This is a genomic window from Stutzerimonas frequens, assembly GCF_024448335.1.
GTDB lineage: Bacteria > Pseudomonadota > Gammaproteobacteria > Pseudomonadales > Pseudomonadaceae > Stutzerimonas > Stutzerimonas frequens.
On sequence record NZ_JAMOHM010000006.1, the window covers coordinates 88,219 to 104,363 of the forward strand.

Sequence of the window (16,145 nt, forward strand, 5' to 3'; positions counted from 1 at the left end):
ACCTGAGACTCCTTGTCGTGGTCAGAACTGGAAGTAGAGGAACTCCGTCGGTGCCATGGAAAAGGCGATCGCCAGGGCGAAGAAACCGAGCACGCCAATCGCCATGCCGTGGATCGCCGTCGGCCGCCACGCGCTGACCGGCAGCAGCCGTTCGGTCCAGTGCGGCTGGGGCTGGAAGTTGAGCGCGGTACGGAAGTGGCCCATCCACTGCTGCACGTTGGGTATGCCCCAGACGAACACAAGCAACGCGGCGATATAGACGAAGTCGGAGCGATCCATCGCCGTGCTGATTGGGCTCAGGCCGAGCATGCCGGCGAGGATCGCCATGGCCGCCGGTACGTCGCTGGCGCGGAAGAACACCATTGCCACCACCACGCAGCCAAAGGTCAGCGCGACGGCCGCGGCCTTGTGCCACCAGATGTCGCTGTCCAGCTTCCAGCCCTGACGCGCCTTCCAGGCACGCCAGCCGTGGGCGACCACCAGATAGAAGCCGTGCAGCAGGCCGAAGGCGACGAAGTGCCAGCCAGCGCCGTGCCAGATGCCGGAAATGAACATGGTGAAGACAGTGGGGTAGGCGACCAGCGCAAAGAAGGTGCCGGCGGTCATCTTGCCCCGCCGTGGCTGCGGCTTGCCGGCCGCCATGCGCGCGCGGGTCACGCGCAGCACGATGGGGTTGTAGATGTAGGCGGTGAGAAAACGCGTCAGCGTCATGTGCCAGCGCGACCAGTAGTCGATGACGTTGCGCGCCTTGAATGGGCTGTTGAAGTTGGCGGGCAGGCTGATGCCGAACAGCAGCGCCAGGCCGATGGCCATGTCGCTGTAGCCGGAGAAGTCGAAATAGATCTGCAGCGTGTAGGTCAGCGCGCCGGTCCATGCATCGTAGAACGCCGGGATGGTGCCGTCGGCGGCCAGGCTGAAGACCGGCGTGGCTTTCAGCGCGAGGGTGTCGGCGATCACCACCTTCTTGAACAGGCCGAGCAGAAACACCGTGGCGCCCAGCGACAGGTTGTCGATGCGCGCGCGGAAGCTGTCGCGGTCGTTGAACTGCGCGAGCATCTCAGCGTGATGGGTAATCGGCCCGGCGATCAGCTGCGGAAAGAAGCTGATGAACAGGCAGTAGTTGGCGAAGTCGTGTTCTTCCACCACGCCGTCATGGGCATCGACCAGGTAGGCGATCTGCTGGAAGGTGAAGAAGGAGATCGCCAGCGGCAGGATGATGTCTTCCACCCGCCAACCGAGATCCAGCGCCGCATCCAGCGTGCCGAGCAGGAAGCCGGTGTATTTGTAGTAGACCAGCAGCAATACGTTGGCCGCGACCGCCAGCCCGAGCACCAGACGTGAGGGGTGCCGGCGCAGGTAGCCACCGAGCAGATAGTTGACCAGCATGCTGCCGACCAGCAGCGGTACGTAGACCGGGTTCCACCAGCCGTAGAACACCAACGAGACGACGGTCAGCCAGATCACCGCGAGCCGCTGTCGGCCCGATCCGGTCAGCACGAAGAATCCAATCAGCACCACCGGAAGAAAGCCGGCGATGAATTCCACCGAATTGAAAAGCATCTTCCCTATTCCCTGCTCAGCGTTCGTGCATTGCTGCTCAGGCCGCCGGCGAGGCGGGGCGAGTCATCCATTCAGTCCTGGCGCCACGCGACCGACGATCCATCCTGGTCGGCGTTGCGACATCCTCGGTCCATCAGTGGCTGCTCGCTCGGGTTTCGGCCACCTTGGCCGGCTTCCCCTGAGCTCCTATGGCTCGGACGTGAAGGTGTAAAAAAAAGTTTCAGCGTTTGTTGCACCGCCGAGCGCTTTATTGCCGCAGGTCAAAAGGCCCCCGGCAGGCGTGGCCTGCAGCCCATTTCCGTCGGTCGGGAAAGTTCCCGGCATTCTTTAAAGGCTCTGAAGGTTCGAGCGCGGACGAGCTGCAGGCGCAGGCGTAGTTGACCGAGCGTGGACAGGTGCCGGCCGGCTTAGCGGACGCTGCTCAACCCTGCGCTGCTGCGCGCGCGCTGGACGCTTCTCGACGCGGCGGCAGGTGGCTCGACCTTGCGCTGCAGGTGGCGCACGGTGCGCTTGAGGCGCTGCACCTTGTCTTCCAGTTGGAAGACCTTGCGATTGTTGTAGAACATGCCCAGCACGAACCCCACCGAAGTGAAGACCAGGCCATAGATGAGAGCGGCTTCATAGAGATAGCTGGAAAACATCCTGTCATCCTCTGCGGGTTATGGCTCTCGCTCGTCGAGCGAATCAACCCGGAATGGGCTGATGCCAATCTGCCTTTATGTGACAGGACGCACATTGGAAATGTTCCGTTCGAGCCGGCCTGCGGCGTTGGCGGGCAGCTTGCACGCCGAACTCTCCAGCAGAGCGGTCGTCCCATTTTCTAGACCGCACATTTCACTGATTGGGGAAACATCGATGGCCATGCTGGACACCCGCGGTATCGGGGCCGTGACCTTGCTCAAGCGTACGTTCAAGGAATTCGGCAACGACGACATGTCGACCTATGCCTCGGCGCTGGCATACCGCGGCCTGTTCTCGATGTTTCCGTTCCTGCTGTTTCTAATCGCCTTGCTCGGCTTTCTCGATCTGCAGTATTTCTTCGACTGGTTGCGCATGCAGGCCGCACTGGCCCTGCCGCCGATGGCGATGGAGCAGATCAATCCGGTCATTGACCAGTTGCAGGAACAGAAGGCGGGGCTGCTGTCGTTCGGTATCGTCGTGGCGCTATGGACGGCTTCGGTGGGTTTTCGCTCGTTGATGAATGCGATGAACCGCGCCTACGACGTGGAGGAGGGGCGGCCGAGCTGGAAGCTGATCCTGCTTTCGTTGGCCTATACCGTGGGCATCGCCGTGCTGCTGCTGTTGTCGGCCGGGCTGATGATCGTCGGGCCGCAGGTGATGGAGTGGCTGGCTTCGCAGGTCGGCCTGAAGGACATCGTCGTGCTGCTCTGGACCTGGCTGCGCTGGCCGGTGATCGTGCTGATGCTGATGCTGGTGGTGGCGCTGCTGTACTACGTGGCGCCGGATGTGAAGCAGGAGTTTCGCTTCATCACGCCGGGCTCGGTGCTAGCCGTGCTGGTGTGGATTCTGGCCTCGATCGCGTTCGGCATCTATGTGCAGAACTTCGCCGACTACAACGCGACCTACGGCAGCATCGGCGCCATCATCGTCTTGCTGCTTTATCTGTACATCTCCTCGGCGGTGCTGCTGTTCGGTGCCGAACTCAATGCGGTGATCGAACACGCTTCGGTCGAAGGCAAGGACCCGGGCGAGAAGGTGCCGGACGCCTGAGGCGCCGTCTGGCGCCCCGCTGCGAACAACCCTTCTACGTAACGGTCATCTATTTCATTACAGAATTATTCCGCAGGGATTGCGGAGCATGCCGCTGACGCGCGACGTGCCCGGCGAGGCCGGAGTTCTGCTATGGGACCGACGGAGAAGTACCTTGCATATCGCGGATATGACCATGTTCTACGCGCCTGCCAGTGGTGGCGTGCGCACCTACCTCGAGGCGAAGCATCGCAGGCTGCAGCTTTACTCCGGCGTGCGGCACAGCATTCTGGTGCCGGGGGGCGACTACAGTCACAACGATGGCCTCTATGAGGTGCCGGCACCGATCCTGCCGTTCGGCAAGGGCTACCGCTTTCCGATCCGCCGCGCGCCCTGGCGCAATCTGCTGCGTTCGCTGCGTCCCGATCTGATCGAGGTCGGCGATCCCTACATGACCGCATGGGCGGCACTGGACGCCGGGCGCCGGCTGAATGTTCCGGTGATCGGTTTCTATCATTCCGACCTGCCGCTGCTGGTCAGCAACCGCATCGGCAGCTGGCTGGGCACCAACCTCAATGGCTACATTTCAAAGCTGTACGGCAGCTTCGATCGGGTGTTGGCACCCAGCGAAGTGATGGCCGACAAGCTCTTGCACCTCGGCGTGAAGAACGTCTTCGTGCAGCCCCTGGGGGTTGATCTGGACACCTTCTGCCCCGAGCGCCGCGACCCCGATCTGCGCCGCGAGCTGGGCCTGGCCGACGACACCCGGCTGATGATCTTTGCCGGGCGCGGTTCGCGGGAGAAAAACCTGCACGTCCTGCTGGAAACCGCGCGCCAGCTCGGCAAGCCGTACCACCTGTTGCTGGTGGGTTCGAGCATGCCGCAGCGGGTGCCGGACAACGTCACGGTCATCGATCGCTTTTGCCCGGCCATCGAAGTGGCGCGTTATCTGGCCAGCAGCGATGTGCTGCTGCACGCCGGAAATCAGGAAACCTTCGGCCTGGTCGCGCTGGAGGCCATGGCGTCCGGCATTCCGGTGGTCGCGGCGCGGGCTGGGGCGCTGCCGGAGTTGGTTCCGTTCTACAGCGGGCGACTCTGCAAGCCGCTCGACCCCAGGGCGATGGCGCATACCGTGCGCGAACTGTTCGAGGACGAGCCGAGGTTGCTTGGCCATCAGGCGCGCCAGCATGTCGAGGCGCATCATGCCTGGGATGCCGTGGTGGCGGGGTTACTCGCCCATTATCACGCGGTGCTCGGCACAGCGGACCTGCCGGTAGCCGTACATGGCTGAGGCTGCTCTGACGCTGGTGCTGCACGACGTGGCCGCGGAAACCTGGCCGGACTACCGGCCCTTCGTCGAGGCGGTGGATACCATCGGCGGCGTGCCGATCACTTGGCTGGTGGTGCCGGACTTCCATCGACGCAATCCGCTGGAGCGGCAGCCGGAGTTCCGCCGGCTGCTGGACCATCGTCTGCAGCGGGGCGACGAACTGGTTTTGCACGGCTGCTACCACGCCGACCTGGAGCCGGCACCGCGCAATCCGCGGGACTGGTTCATGCGCCGCGTCTATACGCACGAGGGCGAGTTCTACAGCCTGGACACGGCGAGCGCGCGGCAACGCCTGGACCATGGCATGGAGCTGTTTCGCCGCCACGGCTGGCCATTGCATGGCTTCGTCGCGCCGGCGTGGCTGATGAGCCCCGGCACGCGGCGTGCGCTGGCGGACAGCGGGTTGGTTTATACCAGCGATCCCAGGCATCTGTTCCGGCTGCCGGAATTCGCGCCCATCGTCGCGCCGGGACTTGTCTGGAGTGCTCGCAGCGCCTGGCGGCGAGGACTTTCCCGGCTGGTCAGCGAGCATCAGCTGCGTCGTCATCGAGAGGCCCCGTTGCTGCGGCTCGGGTTGCATCCGGTGGACATGCGCCACGAATTTTCACGGCGTTATTGGAAGGACGTGCTGCTTCGGCTGCTCGATGACGGGCGTCGGCCGGTAACCAAGATAGACTGGCTGGAAGAGAACGGATCGTTGAGCGCGGTGGCATGAATCGACGCTGGTGGTTGTTGGGCGGCGCCCTGGCTGCCGCTGCGCTCGTGCCGCTGCTGCTTGGTGGCAGGGGGCTGTTCGAGCGTCTTTGGCAGTTCCCTGGCGGCCTGCTGATGATCATGCTGGGCATGGTGCTTGTCGGCTGGAACCTCAACGCGCTGCGCCTGCGCCTGTTGCTCGGGCGCCGGCAGCTGGGCCAGCGCCGCGCTTTCGGTATCGTCGTCGCTACCGAGTTCGCGATCTGTGCGACGCCCGGCGGCGCCGGCGGCCCGCTGACGCTAATGGCGCTGCTGATGCGCCAGGGCGTGGCGCCGGCCAAGGGCACCGCGACTTATGCCGTCGAGCAGTTGAGTGATCTGCTGTTCTTTGCCTGCGCGCTGGTCGGTGTGCTGTTCTACGCGTTGACGCATGCACTCAACGCGTACATCGCCAGCCTGCTGGGCTTCAGCGCGGCGCTGCTGATCGGAGTGTTAGTGCTGCTGGCGCTGCTCGGCCGCTTCCACCGCCAGGTCTTCCTGCTCAACGGCTGGCTGGTCACGCGCCTCGGTATGAAGCAAACGCGCAAGCGGCGCTGGGCGCGCAAGGTGCTGGGCTTCCGCAACGCCCTGGTCGAGTGCTTCCGCCTGCCACGGCGAATCCTGCTCACGGTGTTCGCACTCACCACGCTGCACTGGTTGCTGCGCTTCAGCGTGCTCTACCTGACGCTGCAGGGGCTGGGCAGCGAACTCGCCTGGGCCTGGACCTTCCTCGTGCAGCTACTGGCACTCACCGCCGGTCAGCTCAGCCTGTTGCCCGGTGGCGCCGGCAGCGCCGAACTGGCCTCGGCCGCGTTGCTGACGCCCATGGTAGGCAAGTCGACCACCGCGGCGGCCATCGTGATCTGGCGTTTCGTGACCTATTACTTTTACCTCATCGTCGGCGCGCCGGTGTTTTTGCATCTGGCGGGTCGGCCCTTGCTGCGCCGGTTGATGCCATCGCGCCAGGCCTGAACCGCTCCGCCCCGATGGCTGGGCGAAACTAACGCTTCGCGCGGACGGTCCACCTTATGTCACTAACGAATAAGTCAGGAGTTCGCCATGAGTAGCGCAGAAGACAAGATCAAGGGCAATACCAACGAAGCCGTCGGCAAGATCAAGCAGGGCGTGGGCGAAGCGACCGATAATGAGCGCATGAAAGGCGAGGGCCAGCGCCAGGAGGTCAAGGGTGAAGGCCAGCAGCTCAAGGGGGAGGCGAAGGACACCTTGAAGAAGGGTGTCGACAAAGCCTGACCGCACATTGCCGCAGACAAAAATGCCCGCTTCATACGGGCATTTTTGTGTAACGAGCGCTGATCAGCGCTCCAGATATTGCAGCTTGTCCTTTACGCCATCCCATTCTTCGGCATCGGCCAGCGCATCCTTCTTCTCGGTGATGTTCGGCCAGACTTCCGCCAGGTCCGCGTTCAGCTCGATGAACTCCTGCTGGTCTTCCGGTACCTCGTCCTCGGAGAAGATCGCCTGGGCCGGGCACTCGGGCTCACAGAGGGCGCAGTCGATGCACTCGTCCGGGTGAATCACCAGAAAGTTCGGGCCTTCGTAGAAGCAGTCCACCGGGCAGACTTCCACGCAATCGGTGTATTTGCACTTGATGCAGTTGTCGGTGACGACGAAGGTCATGTCTAGCTATCTCCTCAGGCGTGTCAGGTAGGCGTTACGGTGACGCCCCTGCGAGTAGGCGGCACAGGCAGATGCCGCTATCAAAAAAATGCGCGCGATTCTAGCAGCTTTCGCGGCACATCAAATGCGTGATTTCAAGCTGTATAGCAGCTCCAGCGCCTGGCGCGGCGTCACATCATCGGGATTGATCCGTCCCAATTCCTCGAGCACCGGATGCGGCAGGCTGGCGAACAGGTCGCTCTGCATCGGTGGTGCCGGCTGGCCGGGTGCCATTCTCGGCGCTTCGTGGGGCAGGCTGGTGGTTTCCAGCCGCGACAGATGGTCGCGTGCACGCTGGATGACCTCGCCCGGCACGCCGGCCAGCTGCGCCACCGCCAGGCCATAGCTCTGGCTGGCCGGGCCGGGCAGCACATGGTGCAGGAAGACGATGCGCTCGTTGTGCTCGGTAGCGGAGAGGTGCACGTTGGCCACCACTGGCTCGCTTTCCGGCAGCACAGTCAGCTCGAAGTAGTGGGTGGCGAACAGGGTGAAGGCGCGCAGCTTGGCCAGGTGTTCGGCAGCGGCCCACGCCAATGAAAGGCCATCGAAGGTGCTGGTGCCGCGACCGACTTCGTCCATCAGTACCAGACTGCGATCACTGGCGTTGTGCAGGATATTCGCGGTTTCGCTCATTTCCACCATGAAGGTGGAGCGCCCGCCGGCGAGATCGTCGGAAGAGCCGATGCGGGTGAAGATGCGGTCCACCAACGACAGCTCGCAAGCCGCAGCCGGGACGAAGCTGCCGATCTGTGCCAGCAGCACGATCAGCGCAGTCTGGCGCATGTAGGTCGATTTACCGCCCATGTTCGGCCCGGTGATGACCAGCATGCGGGTGGCATCGTCGAGGCCAAGGTCGTTGGCCACGAACGGCGTCTCCAATACTTGCTCGACCACCGGGTGGCGACCCTGCTCGATGCGCATGCACGGCTGCTCGACGAAGCGCGGGCGATTCAGATCGAGATTGAGCGCGCGCTCGGCGAGATTGCTCAGCACGTCTAGTTCGGCCAGGGCGGCAGCGCTTTCCTGCAGGGGCGGCAGATGGCCGATGAGCAGTTCCAGCAGTTCGTCGTAGAGCAGCTTCTCGCGGGCGAGGGCGCGGCTCTTGGCCGACAGCGCCTTGTCCTCGAACTCCTTGAGCTCAGGGGTGATGAAGCGCTCGGCGCCCTTGAGCGTCTGCCGGCGGATGTAGTCGGCCGGCGCCGATTCGGCCTGTTTGCTCGGCAGCTCGATGAAGTAGCCGTGCACGCGGTTGTAGCCGACCTTGAGGTTGGCGAGGCCAGTACGGGCCTTCTCGCGGGTTTCCAGGTCCATCAGGTACTGGCCGGCGTTCTCGGAAAGCGACTGTAGCTCATCCAGCTCGGCGTCGTAGCCGGTCTTGAGTACGCCGCCGTCGCGGATCACCGCGGGCGGGTTGTCGATGATGGCGCGGGCCAGCAGTTCGGCCAGTTCCGGGTAGGTGCTGATGCTTTTCGCCAGTTCGAGCAGATGCGGTGCCACCAGGTCCTGCATGCCCGCCTGCAGCTGTGGTAGCGCAGCGAGCGCGTCGCGCAGGCGCGCCAGATCGCGCGGACGGGCGTTGCGCAGGCCAATCCGGGCGAGGATGCGTTCCAGGTCTCCGATGTCCTTGAGCTGCGGCTGCAGCTGTTCGAAGCGGTAATGCTCGAGCAGGCAGGTGATCGAGTCCTGACGCGCCTCGAGAGTCTCGCGGTTGCGCAGCGGGCGATTCAGCCAGCGGGTCAGCAGGCGCGAGCCCATGGCGGTCTGGCAGCGGTCCATGACCGATTGCAGAGTGTTGTCACGGCCGCCGGCCAGGTTGACGTCCAGCTCCAGATTGCGTCGGCTGGCACCGTCGAGGATCACCGTGTCGTCGAGGCGCTCGTGACGCAGGCTGCGCAGGTGGGGCAGGGCGGTGCGCTGGGTTTCCTTGGCGTAGGCCAGCAGGCAGCCGGCGGCACCGATCGCCAGGGTCAGGCTCTCGCAGCCGAAGCCCTTGAGGTCCTGGGTGGAGAACTGCTGGCAGAGGCTCTTGAAGGCCGAGTCTCGATCGAAATCCCAGGGCGCGCGACGGCGCACACCGCGGCGTTTCTCCAGCGGCAGGCCCTGTGGCCAATCGTCGGGGATCAGCAATTCTGCTGGGCTCAGGCGCTCCAGTTCGGCGAGCAGGGTCTCCCAGCCCTTGAGTTCCTGCACGCTGAAACGGCCGCTGGCGATATCCAGCACGGACAGGCCGAACAGCTTCTCGTCGCCGACTACCGCCGCCAGCAGGTTGTCGCGGCGCTCGTCGAGCAGCGCTTCGTCGCTCACCGTGCCCGGCGTGATGATGCGTACCACCTGGCGTTCCACCGGTCCCTTGCTGGTGGCCGGGTCGCCGATCTGCTCGCAGATCACCACCGATTCGCCGAGCTTGACCAGCCGCGCCAGGTAGCCCTCGGCGGAGTGGAACGGAATGCCGGCCATGGGTATCGCCGTGCCCGCCGACTGACCGCGCGCAGTCAGGGTGATGTCGAGCAGCGCGGCGGCTTTCTTGGCGTCGTCGTAGAACAGCTCATAGAAGTCGCCCATGCGGTAGAACATCAGCTGGTCCGGATGCTCACGCTTGAGCTTCCAGTACTGTTGCATCATGGGGGTATGGGCGGAGAGATCGGCGTTGGACTTGGTCATCGTCGTGCGGTGCGTATTCGTTGATGGCGGAATCGGTGGCGGCGCATGCGTGGCGCCGCGCGCATTGCGCGGTTCCGCCGAAAACCGGCAAGGTTATCACGGGGCGGGGCCCAGGCAGATGCACGTCAGCAACCGATTGGCGAGCGCGGCGCGTCATCTGTCGGTAGCTGGACGGAACACGTTGATTCGAGGCGAATCTGCCGCTAGTTTCGAACCTGTCGAGCACTGGGGCCGCCACCCGGCGGGTGCTGCAACAAGGTGCCGACGCCTCACTGCTCGCGCGACCTCCCAGGCCACTCCGCCTGTGGCGGTAGCTTGCCCTTGCCACACCCGGCATTCGTCCTACGGCCTTGTGCCGACCAGCCTGTCGCCGTCCGCGGGCACCAATCCCTCGCGTCAGTTCGTGCCGCCGTAGCGCTGGCGACGCTCCCTTCTGATCAAAAGTGAGCAGCAGACATGTCTCGATTACTCGGGCTCGATGCCCTGCGCGGCGTGGCGGCCTTGTGCGTCGCCTATTCCCACCTCATTGCGAAGATGAAACGTGATGGTCAGCTGGACGAGATGAGCAACTACCTCTTCCTCGCCAGCAAGACCGTGCTGGATGTCGGCAAGACCAGTGTTCTGGTGCTGTTCGCGCTGAGCGGCTACTTCATCGTCGCGGCGCTGTATCAGAGTCGTAGTCGTTATGAGCGACCGATAGCGGCGTTCGCCTACCAGCGTTTCTTCAGGCTGTTTCCCCTGTACTGGCTTTCGCTGTTTCTCGGGGTGATGTTTCCCTGGGACGATCCCGCGAGGGTGTTCAGTCCGGGGGTGGTCGCGATCAACGCGACGATGCTGCAGGGCTTCGTGTTCGTGGAGAACGTGATCGGGCTGTACTGGACCTTGCAGATCGAGCTGACCTTCTATGTTTTGTGTGTCCTGTTGTTCGCCTTGCGCCTGGGCGGCTCGGCGAAGTGGGATCTGGCGTTTCTGCTCGCTCAATACGCATTCACGCTGCTGCTCGCCGTGCTGCGCTACAAGCTCGAGGTGAAGCTGCCGGTGGCTTTGCCTCTGATGCTCAGCGTCTGCTTTCTCGGTGCGCTATGGCGGGCAACGGACAATGGCCGTGCGCCCGATACCGGGCGTTACGCCCGTCTCGCGGTGGCATTGTTCTACCTGTTCCTGCTACCGATCTGCGTGTTTGCCTATTCGCGTGACACCGGCTTGGGCGAGACCTGGTACCGCTACTTCGTCAGTTACAGCGTGGGCGTTGCGATCTTCCTGAGCGCCACTCGTGCCACCGGTGCCTGGCTGCGCTGGCTTGCCCCGCTCGGTGGGATCGGCTACGTCGTGTTCCTGTCGCATCCGTCGTTATTCGCTCTCGCCGAGCGCCTCGGGTACGGCCCTGCGGCGCTCACCGTGCCTGGCCCGCTATACATGGCGCTGTTGCTGGGCGTGCTGGTGCTGTTCGCCTTTTTCGTCAAGCGAACCCTTGCCGATCCTATCCAGCGGTATGGCGACAAGGTAGTGCACAGGCGTGCAGGGCGGCTGGGTGCGAGCGTCACGCTGCCGGTACGTCAGGATGCGTGACGAGCCGGTGCAACCGTTCGCCCCTGGATAAACCTGTCGGGCTGATCTTCATCTCGCGCTGGTGTAGGGTATCGGCCAGTTTTCCAAGCCTGCCGGAGCCTCGATGGATCTTACTGAACTGGCCACACGGCTGGGCGATGCGCTACAGCGCCAGCATGCCCAGGTCACTACGGCGGAGTCCTGTACCGGCGGTGGCATTGCCGAGGCCATTACCCGCGTTGCAGGTAGTTCGGCCTGGTTCGAGGCCGGTTACGTCACTTATTCGAATGCGCAGAAGACGCTTCAGTTGGGCGTGCCGACGGCATTGTTCGAGCAGGTCGGCGCGGTCAGTGCCGAGGTGGTGCAGGCCATGGTGCGTGGCGCTCAGGAGCGCAGCGGCGCGCGCTTTGCCGTCGCGGTCAGTGGGATCGCCGGTCCCGGTGGTGGTTCGCCGGAAAAGCCGGTGGGCACTGTCTGGATCGCCTGGGCCGATGGCTCCCGGTTGTATGTCGATCGCCAGCTGTTCAGCGGAAATCGGCAATCGGTGCGCGAGCAGACGGTGGCCGCTGCGCTGCATGGATTGCTCGCGCTGGCGCTCGGAGAAAAACCGCTTCGGGACTAGGCGAGCAAAATCGCCTATGTTCTAATACTGGCTACTTATACAGTTGTTGTGGCCTCCGGCCCTCTTGATCAAGTGAGGATTCGATGGACGAGAACAAGAAGCGCGCCTTGGCTGCAGCCCTGGGCCAGATTGAAAAGCAGTTCGGCAAGGGCGCAGTGATGCGCATGGGCGATCACGATCGTCAGGCGATTCCGGCCATCTCCACAGGCTCGCTGGGCCTGGATATCGCGCTGGGCATTGGCGGCCTGCCGAAGGGTCGAATCGTCGAGATCTATGGTCCCGAATCGTCCGGCAAGACCACCATGACCCTCTCTGTGATCGCCGAGGCGCAGAAGATGGGTGCCACCTGCGCCTTCGTCGACGCCGAACACGCACTGGACCCGGACTACGCCGGCAAGCTGGGCGTCAACGTCGACGACCTGCTGGTTTCGCAGCCGGATACCGGCGAGCAGGCCCTGGAAATCACCGACATGCTGGTGCGCTCCAATGCGGTCGACGTGATCATCGTCGACTCCGTGGCCGCGCTGGTGCCCAAGGCCGAGATCGAAGGCGAGATGGGCGATGCCCACGTCGGCCTGCAGGCCCGCCTGATGTCCCAGGCGCTGCGCAAGATCACCGGTAACATCAAGAACGCCAACTGCCTGGTCATTTTCATCAACCAGATCCGCATGAAGATCGGCGTGATGTTCGGCAGCCCGGAAACCACCACCGGCGGTAACGCGCTGAAATTCTACGCCTCGGTTCGTCTGGATATCCGCCGTACCGGCGCGGTGAAGGAAGGCGACGAGGTGGTCGGCAGCGAAACCCGCGTCAAGGTGGTGAAGAACAAGGTGGCCCCGCCGTTCCGCCAGGCCGAGTTCCAGATCCTCTATGGCAAGGGTATCTACCGCAACGGCGAGATCATCGACCTCGGCGTGCAGCAGGGGCTGGTGGAGAAGTCCGGTGCCTGGTACGCCTACAAGGGCAACAAGATCGGCCAGGGCAAGGCCAACGCCGCCAAGTTTCTGGAAGACAATCCGGAGATCGGCCGCGAGATCGAGCAGCAGATCCGCGACAAGCTGCTCGTGGTTTCCGGTGGCAGCAAGGCGAACGCGGTCAGCGAAGACCTGGTTGACGCCGACCTCTGATCCGCATGGCCGCCGTGCTCGATAATCCCGTCGCGGTGCGGCGGGCTGCGATGGACCTGCTGGCTCGCCGCGAACACGGTCGTGTCGAGCTGGCCCGCAAGTTGCGCCAGCGTGGCGCCCCGCCTGATCTGATTGAGCAGGCTCTGGATCGTCTCTGCGAACAGGGCCTGCTGTCCGAGTCCCGTTATCTCGAAAGCTTTGTCAGAAGCCGGGCCAATGCCGGCTACGGGCCGTTGCGCATCCGCGAAGAGCTCGCTCAGCGCGGGCTGCCCAGAGCGGATATCGAGCAGGCTCTGCGTGACAGTGGGTTCGACTGGAATGCGCAGTTGCGTGAGTTATGGCAGCGAAAATTCGCCGGCCGCCTGCCCGCCGATGCGCGAGAGCGCGCCAAACAGGGCCGTTTTCTCAGTTATCGTGGCTATCCCCTGGAGCTGATCAGCCGATTGTTGCGAGGTGGCAGCTCGGCTGACTGCTAACGCGCTCGGCAAACGTCACGTCGTTGCGCTTCAGCGCTTGCCTTGCGGCGTTTCGGTTGCACCGTTGTTCCTCAATCCTCGCTGACTAGCGGACGCGCCCAGTTGCCGGGCTCGTTGATATAGTCGGTGAGCTCCCGCAGTCGACCGTGGTTGCGCCCGTTGAAGGCGAAGCTCAGACGCGGCAGGCGCTGCAGTTCCGGTTCGTCCAGTTCCAGCTCGCAGCAGTTCTGCTGTTCGAAGCCTCCATTCACGCACAGGTCGGCGAACTCCTCGTTCAGGTATTCCATTGCCTGTTGATTGAGCGGATGGTTCATTCGCAACACGAAGTGCTCTTTCAGCCAGCGACTGGAGTGGAAGTTGCGGTAGAAATTGGCGATCTCCTTCGCCGCCTCGTCGGCGTTTTCCACCAGCCGCATCAGCCGCATGTCGCTGGGAAGGATGTAGCGATTCTCCTCCAGCTGGCTGCGCATGAACCGCAACGCATCCTTCCAGTAAGTGCCGCCCGGTTCGTCGAGCAGTACGATCGGCACCAGTGGACTCTTGCCAGTCTGAATCAGAGTGAGCACTTCAAGTGCCTCGTCCAGCGTGCCGAACCCCCCCGGGCAGAGCACCAGGGCATCGGCCTCCTTGATGAAGAACAGCTTGCGGACGAAGAAGAAATGGAACGACAGCAGATTCTCGGTGCCGCCAACCACTGCGTTCGGATGCTGTTCGAAGGGCAGTGTGATGTTCAGGCCCAGGCTGTTGTCGCGCCCGGCGCCTTCATGGGCCGCCGCCATGATGCCGCCACCGGCGCCGGTTATGACCATGAAGTTGAAGTGAGCGAGCGTCGCGCCCAGCTGACGTGCCAGAGCGTAGAGCGGATGTTCGACCGGTGTGCGCGCTGAGCCGAATACCGTGACCTTGCGGCGACGCTTGAACTGGTCGAGGCGACCGAAGGCATGCTCCATCTCGCGCATGGTCTGCAGCAGGATCTTGGCATCCCAACGGCTGCGGTCGGCCTGCGCCATGCGAACGACGGTCACCAGCATTTCTCGGTACAGCGGTAGGTTCGGGCTGTTGGCGGGAACCACCATTCCGGCCAGCTCGTCGAGCTTGCTTTCCAGATCGGCGCCGCTGGTCTGGAAGTGTCGCGACAGGTAGTCATCCGGTTCAAAGGACATACAACATCTCCATGTATGAGCGTCGCGTTCAGGCTATAGGGTGCACTCGGCAGGCTCAAGCTGATTGCTGGCAGGCCGGGCCGCCGGCGGCCCGCCCTGCTGCGTTTCAGAGTGCGATGCGGTCGCCGGGTTCCGGTATCCGTGCCTCCCAGCCGAGGCGGTCACGGATGGTCCGTTGCAGGATCAGCATCTTCTCCAGCTCGCCGTGCACCAGGTAGAGTTCCGGGCGATTTTCAAAGTTGCTCACCCAGTCGATCAATTCGGATTGTCCGGCGTGGGCGGAAAATCCGCCGAGGGTATGTACTTTGGCATTCACCGCGATGCGCTGATGAAGCAACTTGACGCTCTTGGCGCCGTCGACGATCACGCGGCCAAGCGTGCCGCGCGCCTGGAACCCTGGAATCACCAGGTGACACTCGCCGCGCCATAGGTTGTGCTTGAAGTGATGCAGGATGCGCCCGCCGGTGCACATGCCACTGCCGGCAATGATGATCACGCCGCTCTTGAAGCGGTTGATCGCCATGGATTCCTCAGGGGTCGGCGTCGATTTCAAAATCGGCAACCAGCGTTCGGCGTAGAGCTTGCCACTGACACCGCTCATGGACGAATCGAGGCCGTTGAGATCCAGCTGATCCTTGTAGTGCGCGTAAATGGCGTTGGCTCTGATCGCCATTGGGCTGTCCAGAAATACCGCCTGCTGGGGCAACCGTCCTTCGCGGTAAAAGCGGCCCAGGTAGTAGATCAGGTCCTGGGTGCGGCCGACTGCAAACGAGGGCATCAGTACGTTGCCACCATCGCGATGCGCTTCTTGCAGGATGGCGGCCAGCTCTTCGATGGTCGCTTCGTGACTGCGATGGTCACGGTCGCCGTACGTCGACTCCATGAGCACGACGTCGGCTTCCTTGAGCACGGCAGGCGCGTGCATCAACGGCGAGCAGGTGTTCCCGAGGTCACCCGAGAACACCAGGCGACGGGTTCTGCCGTGATCGCGCACATCCATCTGCACGATGGCTGATCCGAGAATATGCCCGGCGTCGTGGAAGGTCACCGCGACGCCAGGGGCGGCTTCGAACGTCTCGCCATAGGCATGGGGGTTGCGCTGGGCGAGCATCCGTTCGGCGTCTTCACGGGTGTACAGCGGCTGGATCATCGGTTTGCCGATGCGTGCCCGCCACTTGTTTTCCCACTCGGTGTCCTTTTCCTGGATCTGAGCAGAGTCCAGCAGCATGAGTTCGACCAGCTCGGCCGTGGCGTCGGTGCAATGCACAGGGCCTCGGTAGCCCTGCGCCACGAGTCGGGGCAGCAGGCCGCTGTGGTCGATATGCGCATGCGAAAGCACGACGGCATGCAAGCTCTTGGGGTCGAATGCGAACGGCCCGCGATTATCGCTTTCTTCCTCGCGACGGCCCTGGTGCATGCCGCATTCGAGCAGAACCCTTACGCCGTCGTGGGTCTCAATGAGATAGCAAGAGCCGGTCACCTGTTGAATGGCACCGAGAAAACTGAGCAAAGCCATGCTGCCTTCCTGTCTATACGATG

Annotated in this window: 15 protein-coding genes; 9 read left to right on the forward strand and 6 right to left on the reverse strand. The window is 63.3% G+C overall.

The genetic code is table 11. The annotated features are described in order from the left end of the window. Window positions 1–21: 21 nt before the first annotated feature. The gene (locus NAO55_RS10495) at window positions 22–1,560 is read right to left on the reverse strand and encodes an MBOAT family O-acyltransferase (RefSeq protein ID WP_102840818.1); all 1,539 of its coding nucleotides are present in this window, start codon (window positions 1,558–1,560) and stop codon (window positions 22–24) included. A 407-nt stretch (window positions 1,561–1,967) separates the two neighbouring features. After that, window positions 1,968–2,201, reverse strand: a complete 234-nt coding sequence (locus NAO55_RS10500; protein WP_015277635.1) for a hypothetical protein — start codon at window positions 2,199–2,201, stop codon at window positions 1,968–1,970. A 214-nt stretch (window positions 2,202–2,415) separates the two neighbouring features. Between NAO55_RS10500 and NAO55_RS10505 the strand changes: the two genes are divergently transcribed. The 5 genes from NAO55_RS10505 to NAO55_RS10525 all read left to right on the forward strand — a co-directional run bounded on the left by NAO55_RS10505 (window position 2,416) and on the right by NAO55_RS10525 (window position 6,583). Further along, window positions 2,416–3,291 (forward strand): YihY/virulence factor BrkB family protein, encoded by an 876-nt coding sequence (locus tag NAO55_RS10505; RefSeq protein ID WP_102840819.1) that lies wholly within the window; start codon window positions 2,416–2,418, stop codon window positions 3,289–3,291. 154 nt (window positions 3,292–3,445) lie between these two features. Then, window positions 3,446–4,561 (forward strand): N-acetylglucosaminyl phosphatidylglycerol synthase, encoded by a 1,116-nt coding sequence (gpgS, locus tag NAO55_RS10510; RefSeq protein WP_102840820.1) that lies wholly within the window; start codon window positions 3,446–3,448, stop codon window positions 4,559–4,561. Further along, complete coding sequence (gene gpgD, locus NAO55_RS10515) at window positions 4,554–5,315, forward strand: N-acetylglucosaminyl phosphatidylglycerol deacetylase (RefSeq protein ID WP_102840821.1); 762 nt, start codon at window positions 4,554–4,556, stop codon at window positions 5,313–5,315. The genes gpgS and gpgD overlap by 8 nt, the downstream gene beginning before the upstream one ends. Next, window positions 5,312–6,304, forward strand: coding sequence for a glucosaminyl phosphatidylglycerol flippase (gene gpgF, locus NAO55_RS10520; protein ID WP_102840822.1), 993 nt, complete (start codon window positions 5,312–5,314; stop codon window positions 6,302–6,304). Before gpgD ends, gpgF begins: the two co-directional genes overlap by 4 nt. 87 nt (window positions 6,305–6,391) lie before the next feature. Beyond that, window positions 6,392–6,583: a CsbD family protein gene (locus NAO55_RS10525; RefSeq protein ID WP_102840823.1), complete on the forward strand. Its 192-nt coding sequence runs from the start codon at window positions 6,392–6,394 to the stop codon at window positions 6,581–6,583. A 63-nt stretch (window positions 6,584–6,646) separates the two neighbouring features. On the opposite strand, the gene fdxA is transcribed toward NAO55_RS10525, so the two are convergent. Next, entirely contained in the window at window positions 6,647–6,970 is a 324-nt protein-coding gene (gene fdxA, locus NAO55_RS10530; RefSeq protein ID WP_003285709.1) for a ferredoxin FdxA, read from the reverse strand. A gap of 120 nt (window positions 6,971–7,090) precedes the next feature. Beyond that, the gene (gene mutS, locus NAO55_RS10535; RefSeq protein ID WP_102840824.1) at window positions 7,091–9,670 is read right to left on the reverse strand and encodes a DNA mismatch repair protein MutS; all 2,580 of its coding nucleotides are present in this window, start codon (window positions 9,668–9,670) and stop codon (window positions 7,091–7,093) included. Window positions 9,671–10,126: 456 nt separating this feature from the next. On the opposite strand from mutS, the gene NAO55_RS10540 reads away from it, so the two are divergent. The 4 genes from NAO55_RS10540 to recX all read left to right on the forward strand — a co-directional run bounded on the left by NAO55_RS10540 (window position 10,127) and on the right by recX (window position 13,443). Then, on the forward strand, window positions 10,127–11,239 hold the full coding sequence (locus NAO55_RS10540) for an acyltransferase family protein (protein WP_102840825.1): 1,113 nt from the start codon (window positions 10,127–10,129) through the stop codon (window positions 11,237–11,239). Window positions 11,240–11,342: 103 nt separating this feature from the next. Next, the gene (locus NAO55_RS10545) at window positions 11,343–11,840 is read left to right on the forward strand and encodes a CinA family protein (RefSeq protein ID WP_102840826.1); all 498 of its coding nucleotides are present in this window, start codon (window positions 11,343–11,345) and stop codon (window positions 11,838–11,840) included. Between the two features lie 83 nt (window positions 11,841–11,923). Further along, complete coding sequence (gene recA, locus NAO55_RS10550; RefSeq protein ID WP_102840827.1) at window positions 11,924–12,967, forward strand: recombinase RecA; 1,044 nt, start codon at window positions 11,924–11,926, stop codon at window positions 12,965–12,967. A 5-nt stretch (window positions 12,968–12,972) separates the two neighbouring features. Then, window positions 12,973–13,443 carry a recombination regulator RecX gene (gene recX, locus NAO55_RS10555; RefSeq protein ID WP_063543723.1) on the forward strand — a complete coding sequence of 157 codons (471 nt, stop codon included), beginning with the start codon at window positions 12,973–12,975 and terminating at the stop codon, window positions 13,441–13,443. Between the two features lie 71 nt (window positions 13,444–13,514). On the opposite strand, the gene NAO55_RS10560 is transcribed toward recX, so the two are convergent. Together NAO55_RS10560 and NAO55_RS10565 are read right to left on the reverse strand one after the other, a co-directional pair. Continuing rightward, window positions 13,515–14,606 carry an LOG family protein gene (locus NAO55_RS10560; protein WP_102840828.1) on the reverse strand — a complete coding sequence of 364 codons (1,092 nt, stop codon included), beginning with the start codon at window positions 14,604–14,606 and terminating at the stop codon, window positions 13,515–13,517. Between the two features lie 106 nt (window positions 14,607–14,712). Next, a complete protein-coding gene (locus tag NAO55_RS10565) occupies window positions 14,713–16,122 on the reverse strand; it encodes an MBL fold metallo-hydrolase RNA specificity domain-containing protein (RefSeq protein WP_102840829.1) in 1,410 nt (469 codons plus the stop codon). Between the last annotated feature and the right edge of the window lie 23 nt (window positions 16,123–16,145).